18 protein-coding genes are annotated in these 17532 nt (G+C 71.4%); 17 read left to right on the top strand and 1 reads right to left on the bottom strand.

The window, feature by feature from the left end:
- Nucleotide 1: 1 nt before the first annotated feature.
- The 13 genes from map (at nucleotide 2) to glmM (ending at nucleotide 10286) form a co-directional block, all read left to right on the top strand.
- Complete coding sequence (gene map / locus ACH4E7_RS17985; protein WP_396250007.1) at nucleotides 2-841, top strand: type I methionyl aminopeptidase; 840 nt, start codon at nucleotides 2-4, stop codon at nucleotides 839-841.
- A 143-nt stretch (nucleotides 842-984) separates the two neighbouring features.
- Entirely contained in the window at nucleotides 985-1410 is a 426-nt protein-coding gene (gene mscL, locus ACH4E7_RS17980) for a large conductance mechanosensitive channel protein MscL (protein WP_396250006.1), read from the top strand.
- A 192-nt stretch (nucleotides 1411-1602) separates the two neighbouring features.
- Nucleotides 1603-1824 (top strand): translation initiation factor IF-1, encoded by a 222-nt coding sequence (gene infA, locus ACH4E7_RS17975; protein ID WP_003956442.1) that lies wholly within the window; start codon nucleotides 1603-1605, stop codon nucleotides 1822-1824.
- Between the two features lie 32 nt (nucleotides 1825-1856).
- Nucleotides 1857-1970 (top strand): 50S ribosomal protein L36, encoded by a 114-nt coding sequence (gene rpmJ / locus ACH4E7_RS17970; RefSeq protein ID WP_003956441.1) that lies wholly within the window; start codon nucleotides 1857-1859, stop codon nucleotides 1968-1970.
- A gap of 176 nt (nucleotides 1971-2146) precedes the next feature.
- Nucleotides 2147-2527, top strand: coding sequence for a 30S ribosomal protein S13 (gene rpsM, locus ACH4E7_RS17965; protein WP_380608253.1), 381 nt, complete (start codon nucleotides 2147-2149; stop codon nucleotides 2525-2527).
- A gap of 72 nt (nucleotides 2528-2599) precedes the next feature.
- Nucleotides 2600-3007: a 30S ribosomal protein S11 gene (gene rpsK / locus ACH4E7_RS17960; protein ID WP_030232513.1), complete on the top strand. Its 408-nt coding sequence runs from the start codon at nucleotides 2600-2602 to the stop codon at nucleotides 3005-3007.
- Nucleotides 3008-3190: 183 nt separating this feature from the next.
- A complete protein-coding gene (locus ACH4E7_RS17955) occupies nucleotides 3191-4213 on the top strand; it encodes a DNA-directed RNA polymerase subunit alpha (protein ID WP_049649049.1) in 1023 nt (340 codons plus the stop codon).
- 127 nt (nucleotides 4214-4340) lie between these two features.
- Nucleotides 4341-4820 carry a 50S ribosomal protein L17 gene (gene rplQ, locus ACH4E7_RS17950; protein ID WP_350519919.1) on the top strand — a complete coding sequence of 160 codons (480 nt, stop codon included), beginning with the start codon at nucleotides 4341-4343 and terminating at the stop codon, nucleotides 4818-4820.
- An 89-nt stretch (nucleotides 4821-4909) separates the two neighbouring features.
- On the top strand, nucleotides 4910-5821 hold the full coding sequence (truA, locus tag ACH4E7_RS17945; RefSeq protein WP_396250005.1) for a tRNA pseudouridine(38-40) synthase TruA: 912 nt from the start codon (nucleotides 4910-4912) through the stop codon (nucleotides 5819-5821).
- Between the two features lie 41 nt (nucleotides 5822-5862).
- A complete protein-coding gene (locus tag ACH4E7_RS17940; RefSeq protein WP_396250004.1) occupies nucleotides 5863-7521 on the top strand; it encodes an ABC-F family ATP-binding cassette domain-containing protein in 1659 nt (552 codons plus the stop codon).
- Between the two features lie 245 nt (nucleotides 7522-7766).
- Nucleotides 7767-8210, top strand: a complete 444-nt coding sequence (gene rplM, locus ACH4E7_RS17935) for a 50S ribosomal protein L13 (RefSeq protein WP_035848207.1) — start codon at nucleotides 7767-7769, stop codon at nucleotides 8208-8210.
- A gap of 46 nt (nucleotides 8211-8256) precedes the next feature.
- On the top strand, nucleotides 8257-8760 hold the full coding sequence (gene rpsI / locus ACH4E7_RS17930; protein ID WP_396250003.1) for a 30S ribosomal protein S9: 504 nt from the start codon (nucleotides 8257-8259) through the stop codon (nucleotides 8758-8760).
- Between the two features lie 161 nt (nucleotides 8761-8921).
- Nucleotides 8922-10286: a phosphoglucosamine mutase gene (glmM, locus tag ACH4E7_RS17925; protein WP_396250001.1), complete on the top strand. Its 1365-nt coding sequence runs from the start codon at nucleotides 8922-8924 to the stop codon at nucleotides 10284-10286.
- 63 nt (nucleotides 10287-10349) lie between these two features.
- Here the strand turns inward: glmM and coaA are convergent, their stop codons facing one another.
- Entirely contained in the window at nucleotides 10350-11345 is a 996-nt protein-coding gene (gene coaA, locus ACH4E7_RS17920) for a type I pantothenate kinase (RefSeq protein WP_355669664.1), read from the bottom strand.
- A 99-nt stretch (nucleotides 11346-11444) separates the two neighbouring features.
- Here coaA and glmS point away from each other — a divergent pair, with 99 nt between their 5' ends.
- From glmS to ACH4E7_RS17900, 4 genes are all read left to right on the top strand, one after another.
- Nucleotides 11445-13301, top strand: a complete 1857-nt coding sequence (gene glmS, locus ACH4E7_RS17915) for a glutamine--fructose-6-phosphate transaminase (isomerizing) (protein WP_396250000.1) — start codon at nucleotides 11445-11447, stop codon at nucleotides 13299-13301.
- A gap of 111 nt (nucleotides 13302-13412) precedes the next feature.
- Nucleotides 13413-14888, top strand: coding sequence for an NAD(P)H-hydrate dehydratase (locus tag ACH4E7_RS17910; RefSeq protein WP_396249999.1), 1476 nt, complete (start codon nucleotides 13413-13415; stop codon nucleotides 14886-14888).
- A 155-nt stretch (nucleotides 14889-15043) separates the two neighbouring features.
- Nucleotides 15044-16243 (top strand): alanine racemase, encoded by a 1200-nt coding sequence (gene alr, locus ACH4E7_RS17905; protein ID WP_396249998.1) that lies wholly within the window; start codon nucleotides 15044-15046, stop codon nucleotides 16241-16243.
- Nucleotides 16240-17505 (top strand): alpha/beta fold hydrolase, encoded by a 1266-nt coding sequence (locus ACH4E7_RS17900; RefSeq protein ID WP_396249997.1) that lies wholly within the window; start codon nucleotides 16240-16242, stop codon nucleotides 17503-17505. The genes alr and ACH4E7_RS17900 overlap by 4 nt, the downstream gene beginning before the upstream one ends.
- The last annotated feature ends 27 nt before the right edge of the window (nucleotides 17506-17532 follow it).

Below are 17532 nucleotides of genomic sequence, written 5' to 3'. Positions count from 1 at the left end.
GATGGTGGAGATCAAGACCCCCGAGCAGATCGCGAAGATGCGAGCGGCCGGGCTGGTCGTCGCCGAGGCGCTCAAGGCCTGCCGCGAGGCGGTCGCTCCTGGGGTGACCACCCAGGAGCTCAACGACATCGCCGACAAGGTCATCACCGACCACGGCGCCACCTCGAACTTCCGCGCCCACCACGGCGGCCTGTGGTTCCCCGGCGTGATCTGCGCCTCGGTGAACAACGAGGTCGTCCACGGCATCCCGGGCGAGCGGGTGCTGCAGGAGGGCGACATCATCTCGATCGACTGCGGTGCCATCCTGGACGGCTGGCACGGCGACTCGGCGATCACCGTCGCGGTCGGCGAGGTCCGCCCCGAGGTCGAGATGCTGAGCCGGGTGACCGAGGGCTCGATGTGGGCCGGTATCGCCCAGATGAAGAAGAACAACCGCCTGGTCGACGTCTCCAAGGCGATCGAGGGCTACATCCGCCGCCAGCCGCTGCCGCCCAAGGGCAAGTGGGGCATCACCGAGGGCTACGGTGGCCACGGCATCGGCACCGCGATGCACATGGAGCCGCACGTGCTGAACTACGTCGAGCGCGGCCGCGGCAAGGGCCCGAAGCTGATCCCCGGCACCGTGCTGGCGATCGAGCCGATGGTCTCGCTGGGCACCCCGCACACCGCCGTGCTGGACGACGAGTGGACGGTCGTCACGAACGACGGCACCTGGGCCTCGCACTGGGAGCACTCGGTGGCCGTCACCGAGCAGGGCCCGCTGGTGCTGACCGCCTTCGACGGCGGCAAGGCCGAACTCGCCAAGCTGGGCATCACCGCGGCTCCGGACCCGCTGGCGTAGTCGCCGCGGCGTCCGACCGCCGCTCCTGACGAGGGATCAGAGCCCTGGAGGTTTGGACCTCCGGGGCTTTTGTCCTATTTTTTAATGGCCGGCAGTGGCAGAATGCGGCTCGGCCGGCCTTCGATCGATGCAGGAGAGAGCAAGTGCTCAAGGGATTCCGCGACTTCATGATGCGCGGCAACGTCGTCGACATGGCGGTCGGTGTGGTCATTGGGGCCGCGTTCACCGCCGTGGTGACCGGCTTCGTGTCCGCCTTCCTCACCCCACTGGTCGGTGTGGTGGTCGGCGCGGCCGGCGACTTCAGCTCGTACAAGGCGACCGTCGCCGGGGTCACGTTCCCGTACGGCCAGTTCCTGAACGTGCTGATCGCGTTCGTCATGACCGCCGCGGTGCTGTACTTCTGCGTGGTGCTGCCGATCACCAAGGCCACCGAGCGCTACCTGCCGAAGAAGCCGAAGGCCCCGAAGCGCCCCTGCCCCGAGTGCCTGACCGAGATCCCCGTGGCCGCCCGCCGCTGCTCGGCCTGTACCGCCCACGTGGAGCCGCTGGCCGCCTCCACCGGTGTCTGACGTACGGGTGTGACGTGTACCGCCTTCCGGGTCCCGGTTTTGGCCCATCGGACGCGCTGGCGTAGGATGGACCGTCGGCTCACTCGTAGCGTGCTTCAGCACGCCCTCTTCCCTTCGGGGGTGGGGTGAACCCAGGTTCGCACGAGCGTTCCGCATACGGTAGCCGGTCCCGGAAGGTGGATCTCGCAGTTCATGGCTAAGAAGCAAGGCGCCATTGAGATCGAGGGCACCGTGATCGAGTCTCTTCCGAACGCGATGTTCAAGGTCGAGCTGCAGAACGGTCACAAGGTCCTCGCGCACATCAGTGGCAAGATGCGCATGCACTACATCCGCATCCTGCCGGACGACCGGGTCGTCGTGGAGCTCAGCCCCTACGACCTCACGCGCGGCCGGATCGTCTACCGCTACAAGTAAGAACGTCAGATCTAGACCCGGAGAACCTGAACATGAAGGTCAAGCCGAGCGTCAAGAAGATCTGCGACAAGTGCAAGGTGATCCGCCGTCACGGCCGGGTCATGGTGATCTGCGACAACCTGCGCCACAAGCAGCGCCAGGGCTGATCTCTCCCCAGCATTTCTCGTAGTACTTCGCGCGACGCGAAAACGTCATAAGCGGGCTACCCGATCTGTCCCGGAACGGACGGACTGCCGCCCCCGGTCAGAGGCCGGGGCTCCCTCACCGTGAGGTGTCGGAGTAGGTAGCACGCAAGACCTCTGAAGAACCACAGGAGCCTTGAATGGCACGCCTCGCCGGCGTTGATCTCCCCCGTGAGAAGCGGATCGAGATCGCCCTCACCTACGTGTACGGCATCGGCCGTACCCGCGCCCAGCAGACCCTCGCCGAGACCGGTGTCAACCCGGATGTCCGCGTTCGCGACATCACCGAGGACGACCTGGTCAAGCTGAGCCAGTACATCGACGCCAACTTCACGGTCGAGGGTGACCTCCGCCGCGAGGTGGCCGCCGACATCCGCCGCAAGGTCGAGATCGGCTGCTACGAGGGTCTGCGTCACCGCCGTGGCCTGCCGGTCCGCGGCCAGCGCACCCACACCAACGCGCGTACCCGCAAGGGCCCGCGTCGCGCGATCGCCGGTAAGAAGAAGCCGGGCAAGAAGTAGTCCGTCCCGTAACCGGACATCCCTCCGGCCCGCGGGTCAGCGGACCGACCACCTCAGTAGGAGAACAGACTTATGCCCCCCAAGGGTCGTCAGGCTGCCGGCGCGAAGAAGATCCGCCGCAAGGAAAAGAAGAACGTCGCTCACGGCCACGCGCACATCAAGAGCACGTTCAACAACACCATCGTTTCGATCACCGACCCCGCGGGCAACGTGATCTCCTGGGCCTCCGCCGGCCACGTCGGCTTCAAGGGCTCGCGCAAGTCCACCCCGTTCGCCGCGCAGATGGCCGCCGAGGCCGCTGCCCGTCGCGCGCAGGAGCACGGCATGCGCAAGGTTGACGTCTTCGTGAAGGGTCCGGGCTCCGGCCGCGAGACCGCGATCCGTTCGCTCCAGGCCACCGGCCTGGAGGTCGGCTCGATCCAGGACGTCACCCCCACCCCGCACAACGGCTGCCGTCCGCCGAAGCGCCGCCGCGTCTGACCCGATCGTCCCTTCGGGGGCGACCCGGGCACACTGGGTTCTGCTGTAAACCTCGTACGGGCTCCTGCACAGTTGATTCAACACAGCGTGCAGGAGCCCGTACGCTTGGCATGAGGCCACCGCCTCATGGCCATTCGTTCGGCGTCAAATAGTGGGCGCCGAAGACTGGAGGATCGAAACCCCATGCTTATCGCTCAGCGTCCCTCGCTGACCGAAGAGGTCGTCGACGAGTTCCGCTCGCGGTTCGTGATCGAGCCGCTGGAGCCGGGCTTCGGCTACACCCTCGGCAACTCCCTGCGCCGCACGCTCCTGTCGTCGATCCCGGGTGCCGCTGTCACCAGCATCCGCATCGACGGCGTCCTGCACGAGTTCACCACCGTGCCGGGCGTCAAGGAGGACGTGACAGACCTCATCCTCAACATCAAGCAGCTGGTCGTCTCCTCGGAGCACGACGAGCCGGTCGTGATGTACCTGCGCAAGCAGGGCCCGGGTGTCGTCACCGCCGCTGACATCGCCCCGCCGGCGGGTGTCGAGGTGCACAACCCCGAGCTGGTCCTCGCCACGCTGAACGGCAAGGGCAAGCTGGAGATGGAGCTGACCGTCGAGCGCGGTCGCGGCTACGTCTCCGCCGTCCAGAACAAGGCCTCCGGCCAGGAGATCGGCCGCATCCCGGTCGACTCGATCTACAGCCCGGTGCTGAAGGTCACCTACAAGGTCGAGGCCACCCGTGTCGAGCAGCGGACCGACTTCGACAAGCTGATCGTCGACGTCGAGACCAAGCCCGCCATGCGTCCGCGCGACGCCATGGCCTCGGCCGGCAAGACCCTGGTGGAGCTGTTCGGCCTCGCCCGCGAGCTGAACATCGACGCCGAGGGCATCGACATGGGCCCGTCCCCGACGGACGCCGCCCTGGCCGCCGACCTGGCGCTGCCGATCGAGGAGCTGGAGCTCACCGTCCGCTCCTACAACTGCCTCAAGCGCGAGGGCATCCACACCGTGGGTGAGCTCGTCGCCCGCTCCGAGGCCGACCTGCTCGACATCCGCAACTTCGGCGCGAAGTCGATCGACGAGGTCAAGGCGAAGCTGGCCGGCATGGGCCTGGCCCTCAAGGACAGCCCGCCCGGGTTCGACCCGACCGCTGCCGCCGACGCCTTCGGCGCCGACGACCTCGACGACTCGCACTTCGCCGAGACCGAGCAGTACTAAGAGATTTGGCCGCGGGGGCGGTTCCACGGAGCCGCCCCCGTCGTCATGAAAGCCGTACGGGCACAGTGCCCGTACGCCCGCTGCGGTACCTGGTACGGCCGCAGTCGGAGATTCGAGGAGTAATTCCATGCCGCGTCCCACCAAGGGTGCCCGCCTCGGCGGCGGCCCGCACCACGAGCCGCTGCTGCTCGCCGGTCTGTGCCGGGAGCTGTTCCAGTACGGCCGCATCACCACGACCGAGGCCAAGGCCCGTCGGATGCGCCCGCTGGCGGAGAAGCTGATCACCAAGGCGAAGAAGGGCGACATCCACAACCGTCGCCTGGTGCGCAAGACGATCACCGACATCGCCGTGCTGCACACCCTCTTCACCGAGATCGCGCCGCGCTACGAGAACCGCCCGGGTGGCTACACCCGCATCACCAAGATCGGTCCCCGTCGTGGCGACAACGCCCCGATGGCCGTGATCGAGCTGGTCGAGGCGCTGACCGTCGCGCAGACCGCCGTCGGCGAGGCCGAGGCCGCCACCAAGCGCGCCGTCAAGGAGGCCGATGAGGCCGCCGCCGTCGAGACCAAGGCCGACGAGGCCGAGGCCGCCGAGCAGGCCTGACACCTCTAGGTGTGCCGCGGGCCCGCTTTCCCAGCGATGGGGGAGCGGGCCCGTTCCTTGTCTTCGAGGTCCCTGGGAGAAGAGAAGCAGTGGTCACTGATTGCGCCGAGCAGCCGCCGGTGAAGGACGGCCCGGCCGACGGGTACGTCCGGGTGCGGCTCGACCTCGCCTACCACGGCGCCGAGTTCTCCGGCTGGGCCCGCCAGAAGGGCGGCCGCCGGACGGTGCAGGAGGAGATCGAGAGCGCGCTGCAGATCGTCACCCGCAGTCAGGAGCTCTTCCCGCTCACCGTGGCCGGCCGCACCGATGCCGGGGTGCACGCCCGCGGCCAGGTCGCCCACGTCGACCTGCCGGCCGAGCTGTGGGAGGCGCACCGGGAGAAGCTGCTGCGCCGGCTCGCCGGGCGGCTGCCCGGGGACGTCCGGATCTACCGGGTCGGCGAGGCGCCGGCCGGGTTCGACGCGCGCTTCTCGGCGATCTGGCGCCGGTACGCGTACCGGGTCGCCGACCACCCCGGCGGGGTGGACCCGCTGCTGCGCGGGCACGTGCTCTGGCACGACCGGCCGCTGGACCTGGAGAAGATGAACGCGGCCGCGAAGCTGCTGCTCGGCGAGCACGACTTCGCCGCGTACTGCAAGAAGCGCGAGGGCGCCACCACCATCCGCACCCTGCTGGAGCTGCACTGGGACCGCGTCCCGGTGGACACCTACGCCGCCCAGGAGGGCTCGCTGGCGGTCGCCACCGTCCGGGCCGACGCCTTCTGCCACAACATGGTCCGGGCGCTGGTCGGCGCGATGCTGCTGGTCGGCGACGGGCACCGGCCGGTGGAGTTCCCCGGCGAGGTGCTGGCCGGCGGAGTGCGCAACTCGGCCGTCAACGTGATCCGGCCGTACGGGCTCACCCTTGAGGAGGTCGGCTACCCGCCGGACGACCAGCTCGCCGAGCGCAACCGCCAGGCCAGGCGGATGCGGACCCTGCCCGGGCAGTCCGCCGCCGGGTAATCCGTTTTGGCCGGGGGCGTCCGCTTGGGACAATCGCTCCCATGGGACACGTCGAGATTTCGCACCTGGAGTACTACCTGCCGGACGGGCGGGTGCTGTTCGACGACGCGTCCTTCCGGGTCGGCGAGGGCGCCGCGGTCGCCCTGGTCGGGGCCAACGGCGCCGGCAAGACGACGCTGCTGCGCATGATCGCGGGGGACGTCCAGCCGCACGGCGGCACCGTGACGATCAGCGGCGGGCTCGGCGTGATGCGCCAGTTCGTCGGCACCACCGGCCGCGAGGACGAGCGGTCCGCCCCGGGCGCGCTGCCGGCCGACGCCTCGGTGCGCGACCTGCTGGTGTCGGTCGCCCCCGAGCGGATCGCCAAGGCCGCCCGCGCGGTGGACACCGCGGAGCTGGCGATGATCGCCCAGGACGACGAGAAGACGCAGATGGCCTACGCCCAGGCGCTCTCCGACTGGGCGGACGTCGGCGGCTACGACTACGAGACCGACTGGGACGTCTGCACCATGGCGGCCCTCGGCATGCCCTTCGACAAGTCCCAGTGGCGCGGCCTGAACACCCTCTCCGGCGGTGAGCAGAAGCGGCTGGTGCTGGAGGCGCTGTTGCGCGGCCCGGACGAGGTGCTGCTGCTCGACGAGCCCGACAACTACCTGGACGTACCGGCCAAGCGCTGGCTGGAGGAGGCCATCAAGGCCACCTCGAAGACCGTCCTGTTCATCTCGCACGACCGCGAACTGCTCTCCCGTACCGCCGACAAGATCATCAGCGTCGAGTCCGGCGCGGCCGGCAGCAGTGTCTGGGTGCACGGCGGCGGCTTCGACACCTTCCACGAGGCCCGCAAGGCCCGCTTCGAGCGCTTCGAGGAGCTGCGCCGCCGCTGGGACGAGGAGCACGCCAAGCTCAAGAAGCTGGTCGTCACCCTGCGTCAGGCCGCCGCCGTCAGCCACGAGATGGCCTCCCGCTACGCCGCCGCCCAGACCAGGCTGAAGAAGTTCGAGGACGCCGGCCCGCCGGAGGCGCCGCCGCGCGAGCAGAGCATCACCATGCGGCTCAAGGGCGGGCGCACCGGCGTGCGCGCCTTCACCATGGAGCGGCTGGAGCTCACCGGTCTGATGAAGCCCTTCGACCTGGAGGTCTTCTACGGCGAGCGGGTCGCGGTGCTCGGCTCCAACGGCTCCGGCAAGTCGCACTTCCTGCGGCTGCTGGCCGGTGACGGGACCGTGGCGCACACGGGTGACTGGAAGCTCGGCGCCCGGGTGGTGCCCGGCCATTTCCGGCAGACCCACGCCCATCCGGAGCTGTTCGGCCGGACTGTCCGCTCGATCATCGAGGAGGAGCACGCGCTCAGCCGCGGCGCCGCGATGGGCGCGCTGCGCCGGTACGAGCTGGACCGCCAGGAGGAGCAGAAGTTCGAGTCGCTGTCCGGTGGTCAGCAGGCCCGACTGATGATCCTCAAGCTCGAACTCTCCGGCGTGACGGCCCTGTTGCTCGACGAGCCGACCGACAACCTGGACCTGGAGAGCGCCGAGGCGCTGCAGGCCGGGCTGGAGGCCTTCGACGGCACGGTGCTGTGCGTCACCCACGACCGTTGGTTCGCCAAGACCTTCGACCGCTTCCTGGTGTTCGGCGCGGACGGGCGGGTGTACGAGTCACCCGAACCGGTGTGGGACGTCACCCGGGTGGAGCGCGAACGCTGAGCGGTTGGGGGAGGGGCCTTCGGCCGGTGGATGAGGCGATTTTTGACCCCTCCCCGCCCGCCCGGTAACCTGGACGCTTGATGTGCGTATTGGCTCGCTCTATCTCACGTGAGAGGTCGGTACGCCGGAGACATCAGGTCGACGACCAGCGGTCCACCTTGAATTGCGTCCAAGGTTGGCCAGGCTGCTCTTCCGTCCGGGTGCTCCTGTCAGGACTCACTCACTGAAAAGCGAAGGCTACGACCGTGCGTACGTACAGCCCCAAGCCCGGCGACGTCCAGCGTCAGTGGCACGTCATCGACGCGACCGACGTCGTGCTCGGCCGCCTGGCTTCCCAGGCCGCCAACCTCCTCCGGGGCAAGCACAAGGCGATCTACGCGCCGCACGTTGACACTGGTGACTTCGTCATCATCATCAACGCCGACAAGGTGCACCTGTCCGGTAACAAGAAGACCCAGAAGCTGGCCTACCGCCACTCGGGCTTCCCGGGCGGTCTGCGCTCGGTGCGCTACGACGACCTCCTGGACAAGAACCCGGAGAAGGCCGTCGAGAAGGCCATCAAGGGCATGATCCCCAAGAACAGCCTGGGCCGTCAGATGCTCTCGAAGCTGAAGGTCTACTCGGGCGACCAGCACCCCCACGCTGCCCAGCAGCCGGTGCCGTTCGAGATCACCCAGGTCGCGCAGTAATTCCGGCCACCAAGCCCCCCATCACTGAAAAGAGCTGAGGAACATCGTGGCCGAGACCACTGAAACCCTTGAGGTCGACTTCGACGAGACCGTCGTCGAGGGCGAGTACACCTCCGAGGAGACCTACACCTCCGAGTCCCTGGCCGGCCGCTTCGGCGAGGCCGTCCCCGGCGCCGGCCTCGGCCGTCGCAAGGAGGCGATCGCCCGCGTGCGCATCGTCCCCGGCACCGGCCAGTGGAAGATCAACGGTCGCACCCTTGAGGACTACTTCCCCAACAAGGTGCACCAGCAGACCGTGAACGAGCCCTTCAAGCTCCTCGAGCTGGACGGCCGTTACGACATCGTCGCCCGCATCAGCGGTGGCGGCGTCTCTGGTCAGGCCTACGCGCTGCGCCTCGGCGTCGCCCGTGCCCTGAACGAGGCCGACGTGGACAACAACCGCGGCGCCCTCAAGAAGGCCGGCTTCCTGACCCGTGACGCCCGCGCCGTCGAGCGCAAGAAGGCCGGTCTGAAGAAGGCCCGCAAGGCGCCGCAGTACAGCAAGCGCTAATCGCGCCCCGGGGGTGCGGTCCGCCCTGGCGGCGCACCCCCTGGTTGCGCAAACCGTCGCCCCGGAGTACCTCGCGTACTCCGGGGCGACGTGTTCCCCGGCTAACGTGCGGCGGCCGGGATCATCGGTGGGTTCCGAGCATGGTGATGGAGGACGGGACAGTGGGACGACTCTTCGGTACTGACGGCGTACGCGGGGTGGCGAACGAGGGCCTGACGGCGGAGCTGGCGCTCGGCCTGTCGGTCGCGGCCGCGCATGTGCTCGGCGAGGCCGGCGCCTTCGACGGTCACCGGCCGGTCGCGGTCGTCGGCCGTGACCCGCGTGCCTCGGGCGAGTTCCTGGAGGCCGCCGTCATCGCCGGTCTGGCGAGCTCCGGCGTCGACGTCCTGCGGGTCGGTGTCCTGCCCACCCCGGCCGTGGCCTACCTCACCGGCGCGCTCGGCGCCGACTTCGGCGTGATGCTGTCCGCCAGCCACAACGCCATGCCGGACAACGGCATCAAGTTCCTCGCCCGCGGCGGCCACAAGCTGGACGACCGGATCGAGGACGCGATCGAGGCGCACTACCGCAAGCACACGGTCGGCGGCGAGGACTGGAACCGTCCCACCGGCGCGGCCGTCGGCCGGGTGCGCGAGTACACCGAGGGCTTCGACAAGTACGTCGCCCACCTGATCGGCGTGCTGCCCAACCGCCTGGACGGCATCAAGGTCGTCATCGACGGCGCCCACGGCGCGGCCGCGTACGTCGCCCCCGAGGCCTTCGCCCGGGCCGGCGCCGAGGTCGTCCACACCCTGGGGGCCGAGCCCACCGGCCTCAACATCAACGACGGTGTCGGCTCCACCCACCTGGACCGGCTGCGCGTCGCCATGAAGGAGCACCGGGCCGACCTCGGTATCGCCCTGGACGGCGACGCCGACCGCTGCCTGGCCGCCGACGCCGAGGGCAACGAGGTGGACGGCGACCAGATCATCGCCATCCTCGCCGTCGCCATGAAGGAGGCCGGCACCCTGCGCCGCAACACCGCGGTGGCCACCGTGATGTCCAACCTCGGCTTCAAGCTGGCGATGGAGCGCGAGGGCATCGACCTGGTGGAGACCGCGGTCGGCGACCGCTACGTGCTGGAGGCGATGAAGGAGCACGGCTTCGCGCTGGGCGGCGAGCAGTCCGGCCACGTCATCCTGCTGGACCACGCCACCACCGGTGACGGCACCCTGACCGGCCTGATGCTGGGCGCCCGACTGGCCGCCACCAAGCAGCCGCTGGCCGACCTGGCCGCCGTGATGACCCGTCTGCCGCAGGTGCTGATCAACGTCAAGGGCGTCGACAAGAGCCGGGTGAGGACCAGCGTCGAGCTGACCGGGGCGGTCGCCGCGGCCGAGGCCGAGCTGGGCTCCACCGGCCGGGTGCTGCTGCGTCCGTCCGGCACCGAGCCGCTGGTCCGGGTCATGGTCGAGGCCGCCGACCCGGCGCAGGCCGAGGCGGTCGCGCAGCGGCTGGCCGAGGCGGTGCGCACCCACCTGGGCTGAGCCCCCGGTACGGCGAAGGCCCCCACTGGACCAGTGGGGGCCTGGAGTCGTTTCCGGAGGGTGTCAGAGCTTGCGCAGCAGCGCCCGGCGGACCTTGTGGTCCTGGCCCTTCTGCAGGATCAGGGTGGCCCGGCCGCGGGTGGGCAGCACGTTCTCCAGCAGGTTGGGCTTGTTGATGGTGCGCCAGACCTGGCGGCCGTACTCCATCGCCTCCTCCTCCGGCACCTCGGTGAAGCGGCGGAAGTAGGAGTTCGGGTCCTGGAAGGCGGTCTGCCGCAGCTTGCGGAAGCGGTCCAGGTACCAGTGCTCGATGTCGTCGGTACGGGCGTCGACGTAGATCGAGAAGTCGAAGTAGTCGGCCACCGCGAGGCGGGTTCGGCCGTCGGTGCCGGGCAGGGCCGGCTGGAGCACGTTCAGGCCCTCGACGATCAGGATGTCCGGGCGCTCCACGGTCAGCCGCTGGTCCGGCACGATGTCGTACACCAGGTGCGAGTACACCGGCGCGGTGACCCGCTCCTTGCCCGCCTTGACGTCCGCGACGAAGCGCATCAGGGCCCGGCGGTCGTACGACTCCGGGAAGCCCTTACGGGCCATCAGGCCGCGGCGGCGCAGCTCGGCGTTGGGCAGCAGGAAGCCGTCGGTGGTGACCAGTTCGACCCGGGGGTGCTCGGGCCAGCGGGCCAGCAGGGCCTGCAGCAGGCGGGCGGTGGTGGACTTGCCCACCGCGACCGAGCCGGCCACGCCGATGATGAACGGGGTGCGGGTGCGCTCGGTGTCCGGGGTGTCCAGGAAGGTGCCCAGCGCGCCGCGCAGCTCGTGCGTGGCGTGGATGTACAGGTTCAGCAGCCGAGACAGCGGCAGGTAGACGTCGCGGACCTCGTCCAGGTCGAGGGCCGTGCCGAGGCCGCGTAGCTGCTCCACCTCCTCGGCGGTCAGCGGCAGCGGCGTACGCTCGCGCAGCGCGCTCCACTCGGCCCGGCTGAGGTCCACGTAAGGGGACGGCGACGGGCCGGGCGTGGCGGCGCCCCGCGTACAGAGTTCGGTCAGCACATGCTCCATTGTGAGCCGTAGCAGTGTTCACGGTGGCTGTGGTGTCGGTCACGCAGCGTTGGCCCGAGGCGGGAATACGGCCACAGAACCGCCCTTATGCTGGCACGCATGTGCGGAATTGTTGGATACGTGGGCGCGCAGTCCGCCCTCGACGTAGTAATCGCCGGTCTGCGGCGGCTGGAGTACCGGGGCTACGACTCGGCCGGTGTCGCGGTGCAGACGCAGGACTCCGAGGGGCAGTGGAGTCTCGTCACGGACAAGCGTGCCGGAAAGCTCGGCAACCTGGAGAAGTCGCTCGCCGAGTCCCCTCTGCCCGGCGGCACCACCGGCATCGGCCACACCCGCTGGGCCACCCACGGTGGCCCGACGGACGCCAATGCCCACCCCCACCTGGACGACGACTGCCGGGTGGCCGTGGTCCACAACGGCATCATCGAGAACTTCGCCCAGCTGCGCGCCGAGATCGCCGAGCGCGGCCACACCCTCCGGTCCGAGACCGACACCGAGGTCGTCGCCCACCTGCTGGGCGAGGCGTACGAGGGCGACCTCGCCGAGGCCATGCGCGTGGTCTGCCGCCGTCTGGACGGCGCCTTCACCCTGGTCGCCGTGCACGCGGACGCGCCCGGCGTGGTGGTCGGCGCCCGCCGCAACTCGCCGCTGGTGGTGGGCCGCGGTGAGGGCGAGAACTTCCTCGCCTCGGACGTCGCCGCGTTCATCGCGCACACCCGTGAGGCGATCGAGCTGGGCCAGGACCAGGTCGTCGAGCTGCGTCACGAGGGCGTGACGGTGACCAACTTCGACGGCACCCCGGCCGAGGTGCGCGAGTACCACGTCGACTGGGACGCCTCCGCCGCCGAGAAGGGCGGCTACGACTACTTCATGCTCAAGGAGATCGCCGAGCAGCCGAAGGCCGTCGCGGACACCCTGCTGGGCCGCATCGGCACCGACGGCCGGCTGACCCTGGACGAGCTGCGCATCTCCGACGCGGACCTGCGCTCGGTGGACAAGGTCGTCATCGTCGCCTGCGGCACCGCGTTCCACGCGGGCATGATCGCCAAGTACGCGATCGAGCACTGGACCCGCATCCCCTGCGAGGTCGAGGTCGCCTCGGAGTTCCGCTACCGCGACCCGATCATGGGCCCGGGCACGCTGGTCATCGCCATCTCGCAGTCCGGCGAGACCATGGACACCCTGATGGCCCTGCGGCACGCCCGGGAGCAGGGTGCCAAGGTGCTGGCGATCTGCAACACCAACGGCTCCACCATCCCGCGCGAGTCGGACGCGGTGCTGTACACCCACGCCGGCCCGGAGGTCGCGGTCGCGTCCACCAAGGCGTTCCTGACCCAGCTGGTCGCCTGCTACCTGGTCGCCCTGTACCTGGGCCAGGTGCGCGGCACCAAGTGGGGCGACGAGATCTTCGCCGTCATCAAGGAGCTCGGCGACGCGCCGAAGCAGGTCGAGCAGGTCCTGGAGACCATGGAGCCGGTGCGCGAGCTGGCCCGCTCGCTGGCCGACGCCCGCTCGGTGCTGTTCCTCGGCCGCCACGTCGGCTTCCCGGTGGCCCTGGAGGGCGCGCTCAAGCTCAAGGAGCTCGCCTACATGCACGCCGAGGGCTTCGCGGCGGGCGAGCTCAAGCACGGGCCGATCGCGCTGATCGAGGAGGGGCTGCCGGTCGTGGTGGTCGTGCCCTCGCCGCGCGGGCGCTCGATCCTGCACGACAAGATCGTCTCCAACATCCAGGAGATCCGGGCCCGCGGCGCCCGCACCATCGTGATCGCCGAGGAGGGCGACGAGGCGGTCGTCCCGTACGCGGACCACCTGATCCGCATCCCGGTGACCCCGACCCTGCTGCAGCCGCTGGTCTCCACCGTCCCGCTCCAGGTCTTCGCCTGCGAGCTGGCCACGGCCAAGGGCCACGAGGTCGACCAGCCGCGCAACCTGGCGAAGTCGGTCACCGTCGAGTAGCCGCTCGGCCTCTCACGGCGTCCCTGCGGCGGCTGCGTCCTGCCACAGGGGCGCCGTTGTGTTCGGTGCGGGATAGCGTCGGCGGTAGCCGACCGCCGAAGGAGTCCTGCCATGCGTCACGCCCATCGGGTGGAAGTCGTCCGGGCCGCCGAGGCCGCGCTGATGGCGCGGTTGCCGGAGGGGACGTTGATGCAGCGGGCGGCGGCCGGGCTGGCGGCGACCTGCGCGCGGCTGCTGACGCGGCGTCGCGGGCGGGTGTACGGCAGCCGGGTGGTGGTGCTGGCGGGCAGCGGGGACAACGGGGGTGACGCCCTGTACGCGGGGGCCGCGCTGGCCCGGCGTGGGGCGCGGGTGACGGCGGTGCTGCTCGCGCCGCAGAAGGCCCACGGGGGCGGGCTGGCCGCGCTGCGCGCTGACGGCGGACGGGTGACGGCGGAGCGGGAAGTCGGCCTGGCCGACTTCTCGCGCGCGGACCTGGTGCTGGACGGGATCGTCGGCATCGGCGGCCGCGGCGGGCTGCGCCCCGAGGCGGAGCCGTACGCGCGGGCCGAACGACGCGGCACGGTGGTGGCGGTGGACCTGCCCAGCGGGGTCGAGGCGGACACCGGCGAGGTGCCGGGGGCGGCGCTGCGCGCGGACGTCACGGTCTGCTTCGGCGCGTACAAGCCCGGGCTGCTGATCGACCCGGGGGCCTCGTACGCGGGCGTGGTGCAACTGGTGGACATCGGGCTGGAGCTGCCGGAGCCGGACGTGACGGCCCTGCAGCACGCGGACGTGGCGGCGCTGCTGCCGCTGCCGGGCGCGGAGAGCGACAAGTACCGGCGCGGCGTGGTCGGGGTGGCGGCCGGCTCGGCGACGTACCCGGGGGCGGCGCTGCTGGCGGTCGCCGGGGCGCTGCGGGGCGGCGCGGGCGCCGTCCGGTACGTCGGCACGGCGGCCGAGGAGGTGGTCCGGCGTTTCCCGGAGACGCTGGTCACCGAGGGCGGACCGGCCGGGGCCGGGCGGGTGCAGGCCTGGGTGGTCGGGCCGGGCGGCGGCGAGGGGGCGCGGCAGGCGCTGGCCGAGGCGCTGGCGGGTGACGTCCCGGTGCTGGTGGACGCGGACGGGCTGACCGAGCTGGGCCGGCTCGGCCCCGAGGCGCTGGCCGGCCGGACCGCGCCGACCCTGCTCACCCCGCACACCGGCGAGGCCGCCCGGCTGCTCGCGGGCGTCGAGGGCGCCGCGCCGCCCGCCGCCGGGGACCTGGCCGCCACCCGGCTGGCCACCGCCCGGCGGCTGGCGGCCGCCTACCGGGCCACCGTGCTGCTGAAGGGCTCCACCACCGTGGTGGCCGATCCGGGCGGGGCCGTCCGGGTGAACCCCACCGGTACCTCCTGGCTGGCCACCGCGGGCAGCGGGGACGTGCTGGCCGGTCTGGCCGGTTCGCTGCTCGCCTCGGGCCTGTCGCCGCTGGACGCCGCCTCGGTGGCCGCCTATCTGCACGGCCTGGCGGGCCGGGAGGCGGCGGGTGCCCCGGGGGCGCCGGTGACCGCGACGGGCGTCGCCCAGGCGCTCCCGACGGTCTGGCGGGCGGTGCGTCAGGGGTAGGCCCCGGCGGAACCGGACCATCCGTTCCAGGCGTCCCAGACAGGGCGGACGAGCCGTCCGCCGCAGGTCGACGGGGTGCCCGGTGCCCCGGTGCCGACCGCCGCGCCGATGGGCCGTTCGGCGAGGACTCCGGGACGTCTGGGAGACTGACCCTGATGACAACTGCGAACACGACCGGCACCGCCACCCTCACCGACGGCGTACGGGCCGAGGCGACCATCGATCTCGCCGCCCTGCGCGGCAACCTCGCCGCGCTGCGCGAGCGCGTCGGCGGCTCTGCCGTGATGCTCGCGGTCAAGGCGGACGCCTACGGCCACGGCGCGCTCGAGTGCGCCCGGGAGGCGGTCGCGAACGGCGTCGGCTGGCTCGGCTGCGCGACGCCCGACGAGGCGCTGGCGCTGCGGGCCGGTGGCATCCGCCCGGAGCACGCCCGCATCCTGTGCTGGCTGTGGACGCCCGGCGGGCCGTGGCGCGAGGCGCTGCGGGCGGACCTGGACATCTCGGTCAGCGGCCAGTGGGCGCTGGACGAGCTGCTGTCGGCCGTCCGGGAGACCGGCATCCCGGCGCGGGTCCACCTGAAGGCCGACACCGGACTGGGCCGCAACGGCTGCCAGCCGCACGACTGGCCGCAGCTGGTGGCGAACGCCCGGCGCGCCGAGGCCGAGGGACTGCTGAAGGTCGTCGGCATCTGGTCGCACTTCGCCGCCGCCGACGAGCCCGGCCACCCGTCGATCCAGGCCCAGCTGGACTCCTACCGCGCCGCGCTGGCGCACGCCGAGGCGGCCGGGCTGCGCCCCGAGGTGCGGCACCTGGCGAACTCCCCGGCCACCCTGCTGCTGCCGCAGTCGCACTTCGACCTGGTCCGCACCGGCCTGGCCGCGTACGGGCTGTCGCCGGTGCCCGAGGTGGGCTCCCCGGCGGACTTCGGGCTGCGCCCGGTGATGGCGCTGACCGCCCGGCTGGCGCTGGTCAAGCACGTCCCCGGCGGGCACGGGGTCAGCTACGGCCACCACTACGTGACGCCCGGCCCGACCACCCTGGGGCTGGTCCCGGTCGGCTACGGCGACGGCATCCCGCGCCACGCCAGTGGCGCCGGTCCGGTGCAGATCGGCGGCAAGTGGCGCACGGTGGCCGGCCGGATCGCGATGGACCAGTTCGTGGTGGACCTGGGCGGCGACACCCCCGGGATCGGCGACGAGGTGCTGCTGTTCGGCAGCGGCGAGCACGGCGAGCCGACCGCCGAGGACTGGGCCCGCGCCTGCGGCTCCATCTCGTACGAGATCATCACCCGGATCGGCGCCCGGGTGCCCCGCCGCTACCTGGGCGGCAGCCACGCCGAGGGCCTGTCGGCATGACCGACACGCCGGCCGAGCGCACCCCGGTCTCCGCGGTGGCCAAGGCGGCCGGCGCGGCCACCGGGGTGAGCCGGGCCGGTGTGATCGGGATCTCCGTCGGCGTGCTGGCGGCCGGCGCGGCCGCGGGCGTGGCGATCGAGCGGCTGACGGTCGGCCGGGCGATGCGCCACCGGGCGCGCGCCGAGCTGGACGCGGCCGCCCCGTACGGCTCGCTGCGCGGGCGCCCGCTCACGGTGGCCGCGCCGGACGGCACCGAGCTGTACGTGGAGCTGGACGGCACCGGCTGGGCCGAGCCGGACGGCCTCCCCGGAGGCGAGTGGGCGAGTGACAGCCCCGAGCCGCTGACCGTGGTGTTCTGCCACGGCTACTGCCTCAACCAGGACAGCTGGCACTTCCAGCGCGCCGCGCTGCGCGAGGGCGTGCGGCTGGTCTTCTGGGACCAGCGCAGCCACGGCCGCTCCGAGCGCTCCCGCTCGTACCTGGCCGGCGAGCCGGCCGGCATCGACCAGCTGGGCGGCGACCTCAAGGCGGTGCTGGACGCCGTCGCGCCGACCGGGCCGCTGGTGCTGGTGGGCCATTCGATGGGCGGCATGGCGGTGATGGCGCTGGCCGACCTGCACCCGGAGCTGTTCCGCGACCGCGTCGCCGGGGTCGCACTGGTCGGCACGCTGGCGGGGGACTGGGACGAGGTGAACCTCGGCCTGCCGAAGGTCGGCGCCAAGCTGTTCAAGAAGGTCGCGCCCGGCGTGATACGGCTGCTGGGCCGTCAGGTGGAGCTGGTGGAGGCGACCAGGCGGGTCGGTTCGGACGTGGCCGCCGTCTTCTACCGGAAGTTCTCCTTCGGCGGAAAGGACGTCGACCCCGGCGTGGTCCGCTTCGCCGAGCAACTGCTGGACGCCACCCCGATCGACGTGGTCGCCGAGTTCTACCCGGTGTTCGGCGCGCACGAGAAGTACGAGGCGCTGAACGCCCTGCGCGGCCTGCCGGCCCTGGTGCTGGCCGGGACGAAGGACCTGCTGACGCCCGCGACCCACAGCGAGGCGATGGCCGAACGGTTGCCCGGCGCCGAGCTGGTGCTGGTCGAGGACGCCGGGCACCTGGTGTTGCTGGAGCGCCCCGGGCTGGTCGACCACGAGCTGGCGCGGCTGCTGTGCCGGGCCGCCGGGTTCGCCGGTGCCGCGCCGCTGCCGGCGGCCGTCCTGGAGCTCGCCAGCGAGCGGCCCCGGGAACCGGAGCCGAACCCGGTCGCCGACCCCGCCTGACCCCGGCCCGCCGCGTCGGGGTGCGGC

Source organism: Kitasatospora sp. NPDC018058 (assembly GCF_044327205.1).
Taxonomy (GTDB): Bacteria; Actinomycetota; Actinomycetes; order Streptomycetales; family Streptomycetaceae; genus Kitasatospora.
The sequence above is the reverse complement of the archived record's forward strand: the minus strand, read 5'-3'. Positions and strand labels throughout refer to the sequence as shown.

Coding starts and splice junctions, on each gene's coding strand:
- map (WP_396250007.1), top strand. CDS start 2: ATGGTGGAGATCAAGACCCCCGAGCAGATCGCGAAGATGCGAGCGGCC.
- infA (WP_003956442.1), top strand. CDS start 1,603: ATGGCTAAGAAGCAAGGCGCCATTGAGATCGAGGGCACCGTGATCGAG.
- rpmJ (WP_003956441.1), top strand. CDS start 1,857: ATGAAGGTCAAGCCGAGCGTCAAGAAGATCTGCGACAAGTGCAAGGTG.
- rpsM (WP_380608253.1), top strand. CDS start 2,147: ATGGCACGCCTCGCCGGCGTTGATCTCCCCCGTGAGAAGCGGATCGAG.
- rpsK (WP_030232513.1), top strand. CDS start 2,600: ATGCCCCCCAAGGGTCGTCAGGCTGCCGGCGCGAAGAAGATCCGCCGC.
- ACH4E7_RS17955 (WP_049649049.1), top strand. CDS start 3,191: ATGCTTATCGCTCAGCGTCCCTCGCTGACCGAAGAGGTCGTCGACGAG.
- rplQ (WP_350519919.1), top strand. CDS start 4,341: ATGCCGCGTCCCACCAAGGGTGCCCGCCTCGGCGGCGGCCCGCACCAC.
- ACH4E7_RS17940 (WP_396250004.1), top strand. CDS start 5,863: ATGGGACACGTCGAGATTTCGCACCTGGAGTACTACCTGCCGGACGGG.
- coaA (WP_355669664.1), bottom strand. CDS start 11,345: ATGGAGCATGTGCTGACCGAACTCTGTACGCGGGGCGCCGCCACGCCC.
- glmS (WP_396250000.1), top strand. CDS start 11,445: ATGTGCGGAATTGTTGGATACGTGGGCGCGCAGTCCGCCCTCGACGTA.
- ACH4E7_RS17910 (WP_396249999.1), top strand. CDS start 13,413: ATGCGTCACGCCCATCGGGTGGAAGTCGTCCGGGCCGCCGAGGCCGCG.
- alr (WP_396249998.1), top strand. CDS start 15,044: ATGACAACTGCGAACACGACCGGCACCGCCACCCTCACCGACGGCGTA.
- ACH4E7_RS17900 (WP_396249997.1), top strand. CDS start 16,240: ATGACCGACACGCCGGCCGAGCGCACCCCGGTCTCCGCGGTGGCCAAG.